General features: G+C 43.3%; 14 protein-coding genes and 1 pseudogene. 11 read left to right on the forward strand and 4 right to left on the reverse strand.

The window, feature by feature from the left end; genetic code table 11:
* Positions 1-75: 75 nt before the first annotated feature.
* The 8 genes and pseudogenes from FYZ48_RS20265 to FYZ48_RS20300 all read left to right on the forward strand — a co-directional run bounded on the left by FYZ48_RS20265 (position 76) and on the right by FYZ48_RS20300 (position 7,302).
* Positions 76-1,377, forward strand: coding sequence for an IS4 family transposase (locus tag FYZ48_RS20265; RefSeq protein ID WP_149343735.1), 1,302 nt, complete (start codon positions 76-78; stop codon positions 1,375-1,377).
* Between the two features lie 135 nt (positions 1,378-1,512).
* A pseudogene (locus FYZ48_RS20270) lies at positions 1,513-1,774 on the forward strand (transposase); the annotation flags it as partial.
* Between the two features lie 484 nt (positions 1,775-2,258).
* Positions 2,259-2,702 (forward strand): integrase core domain-containing protein, encoded by a 444-nt coding sequence (locus FYZ48_RS20275; protein ID WP_149343736.1) that lies wholly within the window; start codon positions 2,259-2,261, stop codon positions 2,700-2,702.
* Between the two features lie 203 nt (positions 2,703-2,905).
* On the forward strand, positions 2,906-3,430 hold the full coding sequence (locus FYZ48_RS20280; RefSeq protein WP_145043716.1) for a hypothetical protein: 525 nt from the start codon (positions 2,906-2,908) through the stop codon (positions 3,428-3,430).
* Positions 3,431-3,480: 50 nt separating this feature from the next.
* Positions 3,481-3,759: a hypothetical protein gene (locus FYZ48_RS20285; protein ID WP_145043718.1), complete on the forward strand. Its 279-nt coding sequence runs from the start codon at positions 3,481-3,483 to the stop codon at positions 3,757-3,759.
* A 58-nt stretch (positions 3,760-3,817) separates the two neighbouring features.
* Positions 3,818-5,578 (forward strand): hypothetical protein, encoded by a 1,761-nt coding sequence (locus FYZ48_RS20290; protein ID WP_149343738.1) that lies wholly within the window; start codon positions 3,818-3,820, stop codon positions 5,576-5,578.
* A 91-nt stretch (positions 5,579-5,669) separates the two neighbouring features.
* Positions 5,670-6,215, forward strand: coding sequence for a hypothetical protein (locus FYZ48_RS20295; RefSeq protein ID WP_145043722.1), 546 nt, complete (start codon positions 5,670-5,672; stop codon positions 6,213-6,215).
* 64 nt (positions 6,216-6,279) lie between these two features.
* Positions 6,280-7,302 carry a hypothetical protein gene (locus tag FYZ48_RS20300; RefSeq protein ID WP_149343740.1) on the forward strand — a complete coding sequence of 341 codons (1,023 nt, stop codon included), beginning with the start codon at positions 6,280-6,282 and terminating at the stop codon, positions 7,300-7,302.
* An 86-nt stretch (positions 7,303-7,388) separates the two neighbouring features.
* Here the strand turns inward: FYZ48_RS20300 and FYZ48_RS20305 are convergent, their stop codons facing one another.
* The 4 genes from FYZ48_RS20305 to FYZ48_RS29925 form a co-directional block, all read right to left on the reverse strand.
* On the reverse strand, positions 7,389-7,853 hold the full coding sequence (locus FYZ48_RS20305) for a hypothetical protein (protein ID WP_145043726.1): 465 nt from the start codon (positions 7,851-7,853) through the stop codon (positions 7,389-7,391).
* A gap of 88 nt (positions 7,854-7,941) precedes the next feature.
* Positions 7,942-8,211 (reverse strand): IS3 family transposase, encoded by a 270-nt coding sequence (locus FYZ48_RS20310; RefSeq protein ID WP_149343742.1) that lies wholly within the window; start codon positions 8,209-8,211, stop codon positions 7,942-7,944.
* Positions 8,212-8,282: 71 nt separating this feature from the next.
* On the reverse strand, positions 8,283-8,435 hold the full coding sequence (locus FYZ48_RS29920; RefSeq protein ID WP_390625139.1) for a transposase: 153 nt from the start codon (positions 8,433-8,435) through the stop codon (positions 8,283-8,285).
* Positions 8,436-8,441: 6 nt separating this feature from the next.
* The gene (locus FYZ48_RS29925) at positions 8,442-8,567 is read right to left on the reverse strand and encodes a hypothetical protein (RefSeq protein ID WP_390625134.1); all 126 of its coding nucleotides are present in this window, start codon (positions 8,565-8,567) and stop codon (positions 8,442-8,444) included.
* 637 nt (positions 8,568-9,204) lie between these two features.
* Here FYZ48_RS29925 and FYZ48_RS20320 point away from each other — a divergent pair.
* The 3 genes from FYZ48_RS20320 to FYZ48_RS20330 all read left to right on the forward strand — a co-directional run bounded on the left by FYZ48_RS20320 (position 9,205) and on the right by FYZ48_RS20330 (position 17,120).
* A complete protein-coding gene (locus tag FYZ48_RS20320; protein WP_149343744.1) occupies positions 9,205-13,821 on the forward strand; it encodes a hypothetical protein in 4,617 nt (1,538 codons plus the stop codon).
* Positions 13,822-14,868: 1,047 nt separating this feature from the next.
* Positions 14,869-16,323, forward strand: a complete 1,455-nt coding sequence (rplJ, locus tag FYZ48_RS20325) for a 50S ribosomal protein L10 (protein WP_149343746.1) — start codon at positions 14,869-14,871, stop codon at positions 16,321-16,323.
* A gap of 2 nt (positions 16,324-16,325) precedes the next feature.
* A complete protein-coding gene (locus FYZ48_RS20330) occupies positions 16,326-17,120 on the forward strand; it encodes a hypothetical protein (protein WP_145043736.1) in 795 nt (264 codons plus the stop codon).

Genomic DNA, 17,120 nt, shown 5'->3' on the forward strand with positions numbered 1-17,120 from the left:
TTATAACCGCTCCCGCCGATAATTCTTTGAACCCTCCCTGGGTCTTCCGCCATTAAATCACCAGGGAGGTTTTTCATGGCCGGTAATCTACCTGAATCGCAGTCAGAAGGCAGCAGCAGTTTTCAACTGATTCTCGATTCCTTCCTGTCATCGGTGGGACTACCTTTTTCTAACCTGCTCTCGGCCGAGCGCATTGCGCGAATCTTTGCACGGCATAACGGGTTGTTCGGAACTCACGGCGTTTATTCTACCGCCGTCATGGTCTGGTCGTTTCTGGGACAGGTTCTGCGGGACGGAAAAGAAGCTTCCTGCCAATCTGCCGTGGCACGTGTCATGACCTACTGCCAGTTGACCGGCAAGACAACGCCGACCGCTGATACGCGTAACTATTGCCGGGCACGAGCGAAGCTCTCTGTGCCTGCTTTGCGCGAACTCAGCGGGGAAATTGCTGACGAAATGGAAGAGTCAGCCGAGGCAGACTGGCTCTGGAAAGGCAGGCATGTCAAGCTAATCGACGGCTTTACCTTCACCATGCCTGACACCGAGCAGAATCAGGATGAGTTCCCTCAACAGTCTGCCCAGGCACCGGGCTGTGGTCTGCCGATCGCCCGTGCCGTGGCAATTCTTTCACTGGCGACAGCCTGTGTGCTGGATGCAGCCATCGGCCCTTACAAGGGGAAGCAGGCCAGTGAAACCGCACTGCTACGTACACTGTTTGGTTCGTTGAAACCGAACGATGTGGTCGTCTGCGATCGCTACCACTGCTCCTTCATGCTGATCGCCGCATTAATGAAGCGGGGGACGGATGTTTGTGCGCGACTGCATCAAAGACGTCACTCTGACTTTCGACGTGGCCGTCGACTGGGCAAGTATGATCATCTCATCATCTGGACCAGACCACAACGTCCCAAATGGATGGATCAAACAACTTACGAGCAGATTCCCGAGACCATTCTGTTGCGGGAAATTCGTTATAAAATAGTCGAAAATGGAAGACGGACTCAGGCGATGACAGTTGTCACCACACTCCTTGACGAAGAGCATACCAAAGCAGATATCGCCGAACTGTACGGCTTTCGCTGGAACGTGGAACTCGATTTGCGTTCGATCAAAGACACGCTCAACCTGGGACACCTGCGGTGCAAGTCGCCGGCGATGATTCGCTGTGAACTCTGGACCACACTGCTGGGCTACAACCTGATTCGCACCACTGCTGCCGGTGCGGCGGTGATACATGAGCCCCCCCCGGCAGATCAGCTTCACCTCAGCCTGCCAGTTCATTCTGTCCGCTTGGATGAACACGGCCTGCGGGCAGTTGGAGCAGCAGAGTTTGAAAGTACTCTGCCAAACCCTGGCAGACCAGATCGCTGCTTGTGAAGTCGGAAACCGGCCGGGGCGCGTCATCAAACGCAGACGCGGCACCTATCCACTAATGCAACAGCCCAGACAGGTTCTTAGAGACCGTTTACGCAACAATACCACTTGAAACACGTTACAACTCGACAGTACCATTCCGAACAGACCTTTTATCGCTGGAAGAAGAAATATGCTGGCCTGGGGGGCGCTGAAGTCCGTAGACTGAAGCATCTGGAAGAGGAAAACCGGAAGCTCAAACAACTTGTGGCTGACCTGAGCCTGGATAAGAGCATGCTTCAAGACGTTCTCAAAAAAAGCTGTGAGGCCCGCTCGTCGTCGTACTCTGGTGCAGGAACTGCAGGTTTGCGACGAAGTCAGTGAGCGGCGTGCCTGCCAGGTGCTCGGCTTGGGGATATCTATGGATGGCGATCAACATAGACTACCGCTTATGAATAATTGATAAAGTGGCTTATAATCCCACTCATATACATGGGGCGTCTTACGATGAAGATATTCAATGAAGGTGTAGTAACGGTTCTCTGAAGAGAGCATAGTATAAACCTTGATTGCTTTATATTTACACAAGTGGCTGTTATCATATCCCTTACGGCAATTGGCTGATTGGTCTGTGTTGATAGTAATAATCAATTAATACCATCCAGGTCTAAAAACAGATCGAAACGTCAGTGTTTCCTGTAGATCTAGGTCAATCAGTTCCCGCTCTCGCCTACTGGCTCAATCACGTTTCTGGTCAATCAGCTGACTGGCGTAATGATACCAGTCTTCTTCACGGTGGGAGCAGGAAAATCGATCACGCAGATGCCCCAGACCGCCGACGGCCTCAGCAGAACAGGTCAGTCCATACTGGAGATCTTGAACCCAAGAAAGACCTTCCTCTCCGGATGCTGACCGTGCTCAATGAATTTATCAGGGAGTGTCCGAGCATTCATGTCAAAAGGAGGTTGAATACTCTGGCAGAGCTGTTTGCTTCCAGAGGAGTACCGCAGTGCATCCGAAGTGACAACGGTCCGGAATTTGTCTCGAAAGCGATTCGACGCTGGCTGAGTCAACTGAAGATCATCTCGTTGTATATCGAGCCGGGAGCCCCCTGGGAAAACGGTTATGCGGAAAGTTTCAACAGTCGATTCCGCGATGAATTCCTGGCAGTCGAAGTGTTTGAGAACCTGGGAACAGCCCGCAGGCTCACAGTTGCCTGGAAGGAAGATTACAACAGACAACGCCCACACAGTTCGCTGGGATATGTTACGCAGGCAGAGTTTTCGAGTCGCTGTGCAGTTTCCAATCGGGCTGCGCCCTCATTCCAACTGCACAGCGAAATTACCTAAACCAACCTTCATAAGACTTGATACAGGTTTTTAAGGCAGGCCCCGTATAGTAGTGATCAGAAAAAGCAGAATCTGTATAGAATTAACTTGCACACTGTTTTTATGATTCGTATTCTTTAACACTAAGGTATATTTGAGCATTATATTTGGCCATCTCTTCATGATTCAATTAGATCATATCTTCTTATGTCAGGTTCACTTCAATGGCATCAATAACAATCACAAATGTAGAACGAATTTCAAACGGTGTCCGCATCCATGGACACTATGATGATAAATTATCTGATGTTATCAGTGTTAAGGTCGTCCACCGACTCAGTAATGCGAATCGAGGTATTGTAGAATCGACAGAGCAAGGTGATAAAGGATGTGTTCGAATTAATTCGACCAAACACAATCTTAAATATCAAGATAATGTTCGGGTATTCGGTGTAAAACATACTCCTGAAGCAAACGGTACCTGGAAAGTTCGAGATGTCACAGAAAATGAATTTGATCTACTAAACTCAGAGTTCTCAATAGAACAATCTGTCGCTGCAGGTGAATGGTTTATTGATGACCTTTTTGACTCTTTGGCGGTCAAAGTTGATGGTGACCCTCCGGCAAGATCTTGGGTGTGCGATGTAGTTCTATCGAGAATCATGAAATACCATTTTAAAGCAATTTTGTTTCGACATGGATCTCCGTCAGTAGTCTCGTCTGCAGAATATTATTACGAACTTACGTGAGATGTTTCTAATTGTTTACAAGTTGTAGTTAAGCACTGGAGAATTAGGTTATGTCCCCAGAAGAAGTACCACAAGTAAGAATAAAGAACATTGTCTATAATCTTAAAGGTATTGTTGCTGAAAGCGCAAAGATCGATGAAGTGAACCCACTGATCGCTACAATCAAGACTACTATCAAGCCAGAACACTGGGACCTTATGGGAGGAAAGGGAGCGATTTCTGCCTTTATTCCATCTCCAGACAATTGGTGGAGACTCATAATACGTTGCGAAGAAGATGTACATGCAGAAGTTGAGAAACTACTAGATGATCTGAAGGCTCCCAGTTAAGGATGGCAAGATAGAGGGAATCGTCTTGGATTCTATTAGACACTCGGTGGGGCTGAGAATGGATATCGTAAGAGTTTTAAATGTCGTCAATGACACTGTCAATGACACTAGTGATTATCTAGGCGTTGATGGTAATGGAGTTATTTCTGGACTTCTAGAAGGTTTCTTTGGAGAAGAATTCCTCAAAGAGCTATTTACGGTCCTAGGCGAAATATCACCTATATTGACTAAATCATTTGGAAACGCGGCAGGTGAGGTCTCGCCTGAGATTGCGGATGCGATCAAACAGGTTCTGAATACCATCAGTGAAAATCTGAGTTTCGCAATTAAAAATTTACAGGACTTGCCGGGGCCGTTCAGTAAGGGAGCGGTTGATGCATTTGAAAAATTGAGGTTGTTAGGTGAGATCGCCAATTGCATCAACCTAGATTTAGAAGTGGGATCTCATACATTTGATATTTCATACTATGATTTTATCCAAGCCAAAATCAACATTGTTGTAAACTCTATCACTGAGTTGAACATGGCTGTTCATGGTACCGATGAAAGCGAAGGATTTCTTCTTCACAGCATATTTGGAAGTTTAGAAGAACTTTTCAAACAGGCCTTAGATCCAGAAGGAACTAATCTAGTTGAGCTTCTTGGCTCAACCTTAATTACAAATTTTCTGTCTACAGAATTAATTGAGCATCTGCTTGATGCAGCGATCGAACGAAAGTCATGGTTTTGGACAGATTTGCCAGGCGGTAAAATTACCGGGGTCCTTCATTATTGGATCAATCATCCTGAAAGTTACGGCTTAGAATCTGACAATGGCTTTTGCTGTGATCCAAATTCTAGCAAGTCGTGGAATCTTGCCCTTGAACGTGAATATCGATTACGCTTGGTGGCTGCCTATGACGCTTATTTCGCTCAAAGATTGAACGGTGAAATCGAAGATTCTCTCTCAAACGCAGATCAGCGCGTTTCATTCGAAATATTAGGCGACATTATTTCAATTTTTTTTGAGCAAACAACTAAATTTGTCCTGGAAACAAACTGCTCTCCTCAAATCGATTTGGAGCTCCCTGGTTTCGACGATATTGGCTTTAAACTAGCAAGGTTTAGTGCGCCCCAATTGTATGTACCTATCAAAGGTTTAATCGGTATCATTTTTCGTGGCGTATCTTTTCTATCAATAAATAACTCTGCTTTTATTGAACTTATTGCATCAATTGTTGCCCGTTTTTTTTCATCGATAATTGAAGGAGTTATAGTAAGTCTGTCATCAATCATTCGAGTAGTTGGAGCATACGGACCAATCACTCCCCCTCGTATCGAAGGAGAAATCTATCGATGGAGTACAATGGAAGCAATAGAAGGAAACGTTTGCGTAGCAACTGATAGGTTGATGTATATTGCTGTCATCAGGCATCCGAATCTACTTTTTTCGGAAGATTGTTATATTACACTTAGCAATAATTCTTTGATAAAAGATTTTGCAAAAGATATTGGTGCATACCTCGATATGTGCTACCTAACATACACCAACGCTCCTCGATTTTTTACTATGAACGCACTCGATGAGGTGACGATTATTCGTGCAGAATACGCTCATGGTAGGCTGCTACTTCTGGCAACTACAAACCATACCGTTGACGAATATCAACCTATTTTACGTGCGTACTTTTGTTGTCATATGGTTGCAATGCGTCCTGGCTCAACACCATTCGCTCCATACAAAATTGATATCCCTATTAAGTCATTACCTAACAATGCACAAGTTAAGATCGTTTCGAATCTTGGCGGTACAGCGACGTGTCAAATATTTCGTGTATGAAACGTGTTCTATTAAAGTTCCTTTGACTCGTTATCTTTATCTCGCATTTGGTTATCTAAGGTAAGAACACGGAAAAGTTTCAGGATACTTTATGATGGACGATCAATCCCAAAATCAAAAGCGTCGTTTTCAAACCCGTTTCTTCGAAACTGATAAAGCAGATCAAATCTTGCCATTTGTTTTGGAAGCCCTGAATACTGTGGGAGCTGGTTCAGCTTGTGTCGTTAGAGGAAAATCAGGCGATAATGATGAAGAGAGCCCTGCCAAGGGGATTCAACTAACAGCACCTCTTGAAGAAGCATTGCTAATTGAGCACCAAATCGAACAGATGAGCAAGCTTGATTATACAGTTCACTTTGAATCAAAGATTCTATATCCACCAATTATAAAACTAAAGAGTGACCTCACACCTAAAATATTAAATACGATCTTAAAAGAACTTGAAATTCTACCTCCAGATCTTTCCTGTCAGTGCATGAATGAATCTGATAATTCAATCATTATTTTCATATCAGGCCCAGCAATAGATATACGAAAACAGGATTATCAAGAAAAGGTATTACCAAATTTCTTTATTTTTATGAGTAATTTAGGCTCGATTGAATACCCCGATAGAAGACAGTCTTTGGGAACCTAATCATATCTAATGTGGTCCTGTGATCTTGGTCACGTGTTTCGACTAAATTATCTGGAAAATGACAATGCCGATACGCTTCTATGTCCTACTTGACAACGGCCAAATCCTACCATTCTTGTTTGATCGTTCGGAGACTGTGTCAGAAAACCGAATAACTCTTGAGAAACCTATATCCCTAGATATTGAATCATCAGATGGCCAGATAGTATGTCTCAGTGTCGATGTCGAACGAAGTCGACTTTTCACTACCTCAACAAACTTGCCTGCGAATTGGGTTGCAATCCACGAATTAAACTTAGATGGAAGTTTAATTCGTCGAGGAGAGCTTAAAGAAACTCCTAGTGCAGGTGTAACTGCTTGTGGATCTCTAGGAGCTGTTTCCAATATCAACTCTGGTATTTTTTTATGGCACCCAAATCAACCTCTGCTTATCCCACTAGCTCCACAGAATATTCGAGGGATTGATGAGATTCCCCGGCCCGGACTTTGGTGGCCAGAGCAAGGCATTTTATTCCTGCCCAATTCAAAGAGTGATCTTGTTGTTTATGATGTTGGCGCTGGAGTTCCACATGTTTTATCTCTTCGTAAGTTTGAAATTGAACCATATAGAGGTGGGGATGATCAACATCTTGGAGTCGTTTCTATACACCTTCACCTAGACAAATTGACGATTGCATGGAGTTCTACCTCTCCAATTAGTGGGCCGGATCCGAAATTTGAGAGCATCGTTAGACAATATCATGCTCTAAAATTTGTAGAGCTAATGCGTAAAGGAAAATCACTGAAAGAGGCTAAACAAAATAAATCTGATTTTCCTGAAGTTTCTATTCACGAACAAATCTCGACTGTTCTGTTTCATCCCCCAATTACTGCCGACGATCCCGAAGAGTTATTTGTCACAGGCTTTCCCAACGGACAATTTCGACGGTATATCAAGGAGACACCAGATCCAGGTAATCCCCCTAGACCACGTCCCCCTATATGGAAACTTGCAGATAACTTAAAGCTTAAAGACTATCTATCTAGTCTGGATCCGCCAATAACAACGGAGTATGCTAGATTTCTTCATCTCATTCCTAACGCTTAGCCACTAAGCTTTCAGGCTATTCCTATCTGTAATTAAATGGTTTTCCTTCCCTTTTCAATAAGCAATAAAACCGGCTCACTCTTCTATCAAGTTCCCATTCGCCAGAACCAAACCACGCTAGCATTTGGATAAGATTTATGTAGTGCCTGCCTACCATCCCAAAAATCGATGTGTTGTGTTACCTCATTACCTTCAAAATAAACGATACCTTTCCAAGATGGTCGATTATCCCATCCGGATACGTCAATCTTCCCACCATTTTGTACTCTACAAATCCGAGCCATTCCATCAGCATTTCGAACACGCCCATGTGGGCAATAGTTTACCATTGAGGCGTCAGGTAGAGAATAGTTTGCTTTTATGATCGCGTCTGATAAATTCAATGCACAACAAAACGTACCAGGCTGACTTGAGCAATCTGGAGGAAGATAAAAAACGCAGCTTTGAACTGAGCAACCATATTTTGAAAAAAACGGCGTAATTTTACTCCAACTCCAAGCCTGAGTTGACGAATTAAGTTCCGTTTTTGCATCTTGTCCACTGCTATCCATATCTTATTCCTCATCTCAGAAAACGGTTGTTTGATTTTAGTCAGAATTGTTGTGAAGTTCCCCAGAAATAGTGGGGGCTGGAATAAGGTTATACTGCCTGCTCAAACATTTCGGGAATCACCAAGCGTGCGCGTTTTCTCTTCTTTTGAGGCACTTTCCACCCTTCCCGACGCCATAAACGGTACACACGGGTGAAGCTGGCCTGCCAGCCTTCCCGCTGCAGCAGCCTGGCGATCCGGCGATAGCCGAACCGGGGCCGTGACCGCACCAGCTCATACATGCGTTTGACCAGAGACGGCTCATCACTGCGTGGGCTCAACTGGTAACGCTGAGTGGAACAAGGCTGATCCAGAACCACACAAGCTCTCCGTTCAGAGACACGGAACTCCTTCTGGATCGCTTTGACGGTGGCTCGTTTTCGGGAAGGGCTTACCAGTTTCCCTCCGAGATATATTTCAACATCTTGTTGTCCAGAGACAAATCAGCGACCAGTTCTTTCAGTCGTTTATTCTCATCTCCCAGTTGCTTGAGACGCTTGGCTTCTTCCGATTTCATGCCGCCATACTGATTCCGCCAGCGCAGATAAGTCTATTCACTGACTTCCAGGATCTGCAGCACGGATGCCAGATCTTTACCGGCATTCAGCATCGCATCTGCATCACGCAGCTTGCGGACAATCTGCTCGGGGTTGTGACGTTTTCTTCGCTTGTTCATCAAACGTTCTCCTCGTCAAAAGAACGCTAAGAACCTTCATAACATTTGGACCAGTTTTTGAAAAGCAGACCAGTGTGTCGGTATTTAGAATCGCTAATGGGGTCTGATGTGGCTTTACTTTTTATGATTATTCGGTGGTGTTCCTTATCCCATCGATCATTGTCCCGATACATGGAACCATAATTATTACCCACAGCGAGGCTTACGGAACTGAAAATACTTTTTTCTCCATGATTACGATAGGCTCCATGACGACTGATGTCCATTTCTAACTCCTCACAAAAGAAAGTATGAGACTGAAGTGGCATATAGAATGAAACTTGTCTGGGTAATATCCGTTATGCAGAAGTACAAAGTAGAAGAATATATATCACGGGCGCTGGTTTCATGCATGCTCCTTTCAATGGGAAGTGATGCGATGTAAATCAGGCAAGAAACTTCTGTCGAAAGCTAATTTTCTTGATAAACACATAGTGCATGTGTACGCTTTAATAGTGCTTATGGTTCTATATGTGATTAAAGCAAGCAAACTGGAATTGAAACTCTTTTCTATTTTATGCCGGTATTTGTCGCTAAATTAAAGTTGACTGGGTCACTCATGTGAAAAGTGATTGACCATAGATCGAAGAGCAGGAAAATGGCTGATTCCCAACCTCGAAATGTTCCAGCAGGTGGTTCCGCTACGATAAATGGTGTGCTTTATCAACTCTTGTGGAGCTTGCTTCGAGGGACCAGTGCAACACTTATGCGTGATCCTGAGACCCAAGATGATGAATTGATAGATGTGACCATTGCATTAGAACCAATCGGTGGTGGTGGTGACTTGGTGGTTGAAACAGAGGTACGGAAATCGGTTGAGCAACTCAAGGCTCGGCCTGGAGGTGGTACCTGGTCCTTGCGTGAAATCATTGAGTCGGTCATTCCAGATCTTTACTTGGCCGCAATGGAGACAGATGGTGATACTGAATTCCGATTTGTTACTGAGGGCAGAATCGGGAACTGGGATCTTGTCTATAGTTTTTTTCAATCTTTGAAAAGACAGGAATGTCCTGATCATCCATTAGATGGCCTTGATGATAAAGATGAACTGAAATTCCAGAAACAGTCGGCAGGTAAAGCTGACTCATTCTGGGAGCGTGAGAGTTACACTAAACGGGCACTCTTCGAAAAGATTGCTACAGAAGTAAGAAAAAGAAAGCCCGTTAAGGACAATGAATCTGAAATAGAGACTCATAGAAATATCTGGAGGGTTTTAGGGAATTTTGAATTTGTTGGTGGCCAGTATATGGATCTGGTCCAGCAAGAAATAGACTCGCACCTTCTAGCAGTTGTTGACATACGCGACAACGTGACAGAGATACGGAATTCACTTGCAATGAAATTGGCAAGCTTGGCCACAGTAGGTGGGGCAAAAATAAACTGCGAAGAGCTCTTCAGAACTAATGGGCTCAAAGCGATTCCTCTTTCTGATTTAGCAAAACTGAGAAAAGCCACTCAAAAGTCAACCCAAAAGTCATTGAAGAGACTTGGCTATAATACTTCTGATGATGTTAGATGGGATGCTGTAAAGAAGACCATTGAAGATTGGCCAGACACATCTCCGGTTTTGGTAATTGCAGGAGAAAGTGGTTGCGGAAAATCATGGAGAGCCTATGGGATCTGTGAATTAGAGCAGTCAAGAGAATGCTTGTGTGTAATTTCTAATCCTGGTGAGAACTTAGACCTAACTCTTGCAAGGGCTGCCAGCAAAATCTGGCAAAATATAGCTGGGCATGATGAGGCTATTCCACTATTTCAGATTGGGCGTCGACTCAGAGATGTCATTCCAAACATTGCCTTCCCTTGGTTAACTCTTGTAATTGATGGAGCAATAGATCCATCTCTGGCCTTAGAACTTATGAGAGAGGAATGGGAAGAGTGGGGCGTGAAGCTGGTGCTAACTTTACAACTAAATGATGCCCTGAATATCGAGAGCAGGTCTCGAGGCAGATGTAAGGTGGTCACTATCGGAGATTTTACTTCTCTTGAACTTAATAGCTATCTAGAGTCGTTTTTAGGTGAAGCCTGGCCGGAGACTCCAGCTTCCATCCGCACGCCACTTCGAAAGCCTTTAATAGCAGCAATGTATAGGAAGATTGTCGAAGGCCAAGAATCCGTGGAGTGGATGCCAGAGTCAGAATATCAATTATTTCAGGAGTTCTGGAATACAATAGAAAATCCCTACGACCAAAATTGCCTTGTCAAACTCGCCGAGAGCTACATTGCGCGTGGGATAGCTTCATGGACTGTCGATGAGATTATCAATATTGGCGGCAACGCCCAGACCACTAATCGACTAGAGGCTGCTGGATGGCTGCGTCGCTCTAACACAGACCTGCTCCCGGAATTCGAATTCAGTCATAATCGCCTTTTGAATTGGGCAGGAGCAGTCTTTTTGGTTGCGCGCTATGCTAAGAATGCCGATAGCCAAGAACAAATCGAAAATCAGTTGCGACAGTATCTCTGGAGGGAGTCGGGGACCGATCAACGATGGCTAAATTATTTAACAATGGATTTTTTATGGTTAGCTTGCAATCATGAGCAGGTTAAAAGCCATGTGCCGCAAATGATCGACACAATCATCAATAATAACTTGTTTTATTCTCGAGTAGTTTATCAAAAACTGCTCCCGACCTTGGGAGCTATAGTTTTAAATTCACTGGAATCTCAATTAAGGAAGAGCATTCGGACTCCGATGATCCTGAAACTGGTCATTGATGCAATTTGCGAAATAGGTGGAAATGAAGTAGCGACGATGTCGCGGCTGTTGTTGGTTGATGAGAGCCCATTAATCCAGGTTGCTGCCGCACAAATATTGAGTGAATGCCCAGATGCCGATGCTCTCGATAAGCTGTGGAGCCTGCATTGCGAGTGCCAAGTAAATCCAGATAAATATATTTTTCAAGGAGATGAGTCATCCCCATTTCGATTACATCAAATTACTTATTCTGCCCTAAAGTGCTGCTGTTTGGCAAAACCAGAATGGGTTAGTGAAATAATCAGAAAAGCCGAAAAGAACGATGGGATAATTAATGATTTAGCAAATTTAATATCTGAAGTTCCTGGCACTGTGGGACGGGACCTATGGCTCGAGCATAAGAGGGAATTATTCGACAAAGTTCCAGAAGGTAAACTCAAATGCATTGCTAGATGCATTGATATATTTTCCGATCATGATGAGTTGGATTGGATTAACGAGCATGTCAGCGACACAGATAGTCAACTGAGTTCAACTGCACTCAAAGTCTTGGCGAGACTCGCCCCTTTGAAAGCAATCGAAAACCTTGAGAATGTACATCACAGTGTATTCCCATTCATAACACACTGGTTTTCGTTGCAGTTACTAGTTTCTCAGACAAAATTGACTCAAGATAAAGTCAGAGAGATTCTTGAAGTTACAGATCATACATGGGCAGTAGCCAGTTTTTATAATCAACGATTTCAACATGTTGATAGAGACACTCTCGAGATCATGATCTCGAAGCTGGAGGCTGACATAGAGTCAAGCCTAGACGAGCCTGGAGACTATTCAGGAAATCATTTGTTTGCCCCAATGAGATTGTTGGTGCAAGCAAACACTCATGATCAACTTGCGCACTTGAGGGAATATTCAGGCAGTAGATTTGAGCAATTGCTGGTAGGTCATATATTGAGAATCGGCCCAAGAAGTGGAGCGTCTTCTGACTCTTTGGTGCTTAGAGAGTCTATTGGTCTTCTTTTGCGTATCAACGGAGATGGATACTGTCAGGCGGTAAACAGTCTGCTGATAGCTGAAAGTCATTTTGGACGACATGATGGAATGACCTTCGCTCAAATGAAATCGAATTCAGAAACGCTCCAGATTTTGACCAACATCTGCGAATCAGAAGAAAAAATGGATGGTCATTATGTTGAACAATGTCACGCTGCTTCAGTATTGGCTGCTAATAATGTGTGGGCTCCGATATTGTCACTTATTAGCAAGGCTGGATTTGAGTTGTTGAAAGAAGTATCCCATCTGCCATTATACGGAATTCGCCCCGATACTGAACTTCTTTTGGAAGTAACCAATAGGGCTGAAACTGCCCCTGAATCACTTTCACCTGGGGATATAATTTCTTTAGGGTTTGGAACTGAGAGGCATGCCAGAGTTGTATCGAATCTTTCAAGTCACTTTGTTTTTGATACCGAACATGCACAAGCGTGTGTATTTGCTTTGTATTTATTAAGTGATTCAGATGATAAAAACCTTGGTTTTCTAAAGAAACAACTTGAGGTACAGAGGCATAGACATCTAGCCATGCTTGCATTGCTGAGGAATGGAACCCAGCCTGCACTGGAACTACTTGAAGATCATGCTACGGAAGGGAATCTTGCTGCTATACTGATCAATGAGCTCGAAGATCGTGCAAGTGTTATAGAAAAGGTAAAGTACTCTATTTCCAGCAGTATGGAAGACATCCCCAATTTCATTTTGTCAGGCACGATTCAAAATCTCGTATCGCAAGTCAATAACCGAGAGGCATTGGCTGAAGTACTTTCCGATCCCAAAACAGAAGAATTAATTCGAGACTTGGCATTTCAGGATGATGATGGTGGCCTAACGGCAAGTCAAAAGTATGATTGGATTTTATGCTTATCAAAGTTGGATAAGAATGCTGCATACATTGCAGCTAAAGCTGCCTTAATGAATCGGGAGATTAGGAATCGAGATTCTTACCCATCTCTGATGATGAGTATTGATGATGAGCTTGCTGTCCCTTTCCTTCTTGAAGTAATCAAGTTTGAAGCAGATAAAGAAGTCAAAGTTGCGATGGGAAGAGCTCTTGCTAGATCTCCAATCTCAGAACATTTATTTCGTGAGCTAGAATCAACGGATTCCAGGTCTAGGTTCACCGCCTGTTTCATCTCCAAATGGCAAAGGCCATCCAATGAGTTAGAGCAAAGGGTAAGATCGTGTGTTACTGATATTGATGAATCAGTGTCTCGAGAAGCAGCCATTGCTATTAATGCGTTAATGGTTCAACGGGAAGTGGATAAATTAGGTGAATTATTCCTGCAAACAGTTGAAGATTCGATTCGATGGCTGCTTCTTGAAAGCTTACTAACTTTGAGTGATGTTGGTGATAATTTCAATCCATGGCCCATATATGGGCCAGATATAGTTAAGGAACTTTCTGTGTTTCAAATTGACCACTGTAATCGTGAATTGAAAAGAAAACGAAATAAGCGATAGCTAAATAATCATCCCTTCAAGGATTAAAGAACTATCGACCTCTTTCCAATTCTGTTCGAGGTGTTAAACTAATTTCTCGATGCGCCTCCCAGATTACCTCTACCGCTTTCTGCGCATTGCGTCCGACATAGTATTTCATGGTCGTGTCAATGTTAGAATGTCGCATCAGCAGCGTCAAAACGTCTGGCATTACCTTAAGGGACCACCTCTCACCGAACTCCCTTCGCAAGTCATGAGCCGAAGCATAGCGTGGTTTCCGCTTCCCGGTTTCCTTGTCGATGTTTCCTTTGTCACCGACAACGACGTTTGCTTTCTCTCCAACGTCTACTATCTGCTTTGAGACAGTGGAGGAAAGCGTTCTCTCGGTTCGCTTGATTCTGGCAAACTTCCTGTCATGCTGGATTGTCAGAACGTTGATGTAATCGGGATTGATCGCTCCGGGTTGTTCCTCCAGATCCATTCTGAACTGTCGCCTATCACCGTCGCACGACCACCGACGGTGTTATGAACCAAATCTTTCAAAACCTTGTGTCCCTTCCCCGATCATGGCCGAGGGATGCCCACCAGCGCGCCTGAGTGGAAATGGCCTAACTAATCTTGGGTTATGCAATTGTGCTTTTGATGAGCTCCCATTTTTCGTAGATCACTGGAATATTTATTCACAGTGTGAGATAGACTTCAGCATCTTGGAGTCTGGAAATGATCAATTTGAATGAATGTCAGTTTAAAAGTTTTCGAAGCATCATTTTCAATTGGCCCATTTGCTAATTAGAAATAGTAAGTTCCGTATGCAGGTTTGAGATAGGAACTGCCCAGTGTAAAAATAGTCATATAATTTCAAATAAAAGTTCACTCACACGTGACAACAATGTGTTCGGATGTTAGCTTTTATCCTAAGGGCTTGAAACAGCACGTTCCTATCTGATTTCTGTTTTGATATTAGTATCAAGAATGCTTAAGTAACTATTGTGCTTTTGTGATTTTTTGCTGCTGGTACAGATTAAAACGTTCATCTTGCTTTTAACGCTTTGCTTTGGAAGTGATCCAATGAGTAAATATGTAAAAGAATTGATCATCTCGGAGATCGAATCACATATCAGCGATGTACGTGACTTCGTCGTGATAGATTCTGCAAAAGTGGATGCGATTACTGATAACAGTTTCCGCCTCAAACTGCAGGAAAAGGGTCTGACTGCTCTGACAGTCAAAAACTCACTCGCTCGACGGGCATTTGCCAATAAAGGCATTGAGGGGTTGGGAGAGGTTCTCAAGGGACCTTCAACTCTGGTCTGGGGGGGTGAGGATATCGTTGAGCTCTCTAAAGAGATGAGTAAATGGGCTAAGGAAATCCAAGAGCTCGACATCAAAGGAGGACTGACAGAGGGGACCTCGCTAACAACTGATGATGTGACCAAGCTCAGCAAGAGTCCGGGGCGGATCGAACTGATCGCCGACATTGTGGGCCGGATTCTAGGACCAGGTTCACAACTGTCAAGTGCAATCAAAGGACCCGGTGTAACCGTGGTTGGTCAGGTCAAGTCGATTAGCGAAGACGAGGAGCTTACTCTAAGTCGACTAAAGGCACTCGCAAGTGCAAAAAAAAATATCGCAGCCAAAACGGAAGAGCCCAAAGATGGTGAAGGCGATGTCGCCACTTTAATTGCAGTTGAAGATCCGACAGAGAAAAAATTCCAAACGGATGAATCAGAAAATGCACATTTGAATAATGGTCAAACTGATATTGCGTCACCTAATGATTGGCGTTCTAATATAGGGCCCGTGAAGGAACACGGGGATATCACTAGTCCCCCTATCACAATTCATTTGGAGGCAAGAGACTCCATGGGCGGACAGTTCAAAGACCCTAGTATGATAACACAGTCACTGAAGTTAGTGATGAGCACTGACAGTGATCATGGAATAAAAGAAGCCCTAGCAATAAGAGATCCAAACATGGATCTGCTCGATTTGGTGGGCGATGATTCTCTAATCGAGAGTGCTAGTATAGATCTAGGGATCAATGCAGCTTTTGTATCTCATTCACGACGATGTGAGTTTATTTTAATTGGATGGCATACATTCGCAGAACCGAAAAGGGTTCTCGATTTCTTAAATCATGAATTTAATACTTCTCCGCATAATTTAAGCGTTTTTAAAAATTTTGCTGGAAAAAGAATTTTCAACCTGAGAGTTGAAAATACACATTCAGAAGAAGAATTAAAGCAAACGCTCTCCAATTTTCAAAGCGTCAACTCCGGGCGAATCGTTGTTGAAAGTAATGATGAGATGTGGGAAATATGGGTTGAAAGAGACCCTCTGCTTGGAAGTATTTGTAGTGACAAGCCAATTATTGTAGTAACATTTTCAACTAAGTTACTCAATTCCCAATCAAAGAATAGACTTTGTAAGCTTGTTGAAAACACAGGGGTTGCTTTTTCTGAAAGCCATAATCAAACGTGGCTTGTTGATCAAATTCGAAACTTGCAGAAAGACAAGGCATAGAAATGGCGTTCAACGTTGATGATCATCCATTAGATACAAGCTTAATACTTCACACGGAGTCTAGAAGCCCTAGAAAACAAAAAGAAAATTGCTTTGGAAGTCTCGGCTACTTAGAAGATGATAAGTTAAATTTTGTCACTGGACCTGATGATGAGTTTGCATCATTCTGGTTCATAAAAACTTCAGTAACTGACCCCCACAAATGTAAAGATGCAGAATTCATAGAAAATCAGCTTCGGAAAGGTGAATTTGGGATTGCATTTATATGTAATCCACAAATTGTATGTACTTATTCTATTGGTATTTTGGCGTATCGCAAGAACACCTCACCAATAGAATATATAAGCGATATTGGAATTAGTGAAGATGGAGTGTCAATTAAAGAAGACGATTTTGATGAAGGATTCACTGCAATCGAAAGCCGATTTGGGTTTGATGTTCCAAAGGGCTCAGATGAGTCCCAGCGGTTGATGTTCCCTTATATCACAGGAACCATCCATAAAAATAATGATGCATATACGGGTTTAAAATACTCGAAAATCTTAGAGGAGAGTAAAACTTTTGCTAGATTATTTGAAATGGACGATGCAATAAATGTAATCGAAGATTTTCAAAATGAAAACCTGCCATATTTAATTCAATCAGATAAGTTTTCAATACCAAAATCTGAGCAGAAGGGTGTTGTTGAAGTAATGATTTATGTTTGGATCAATGATTCAACTAAACAGCTTGAACCTTTCATGTGCAGAAAAAGCGTAGAACCTAAAGTTCGCAAGGTAAAATTTAATTTCGAGTAA

This window comes from Gimesia chilikensis (assembly GCF_008329715.1).
Classification (GTDB): Bacteria; Planctomycetota; Planctomycetia; order Planctomycetales; family Planctomycetaceae; genus Gimesia; species Gimesia chilikensis.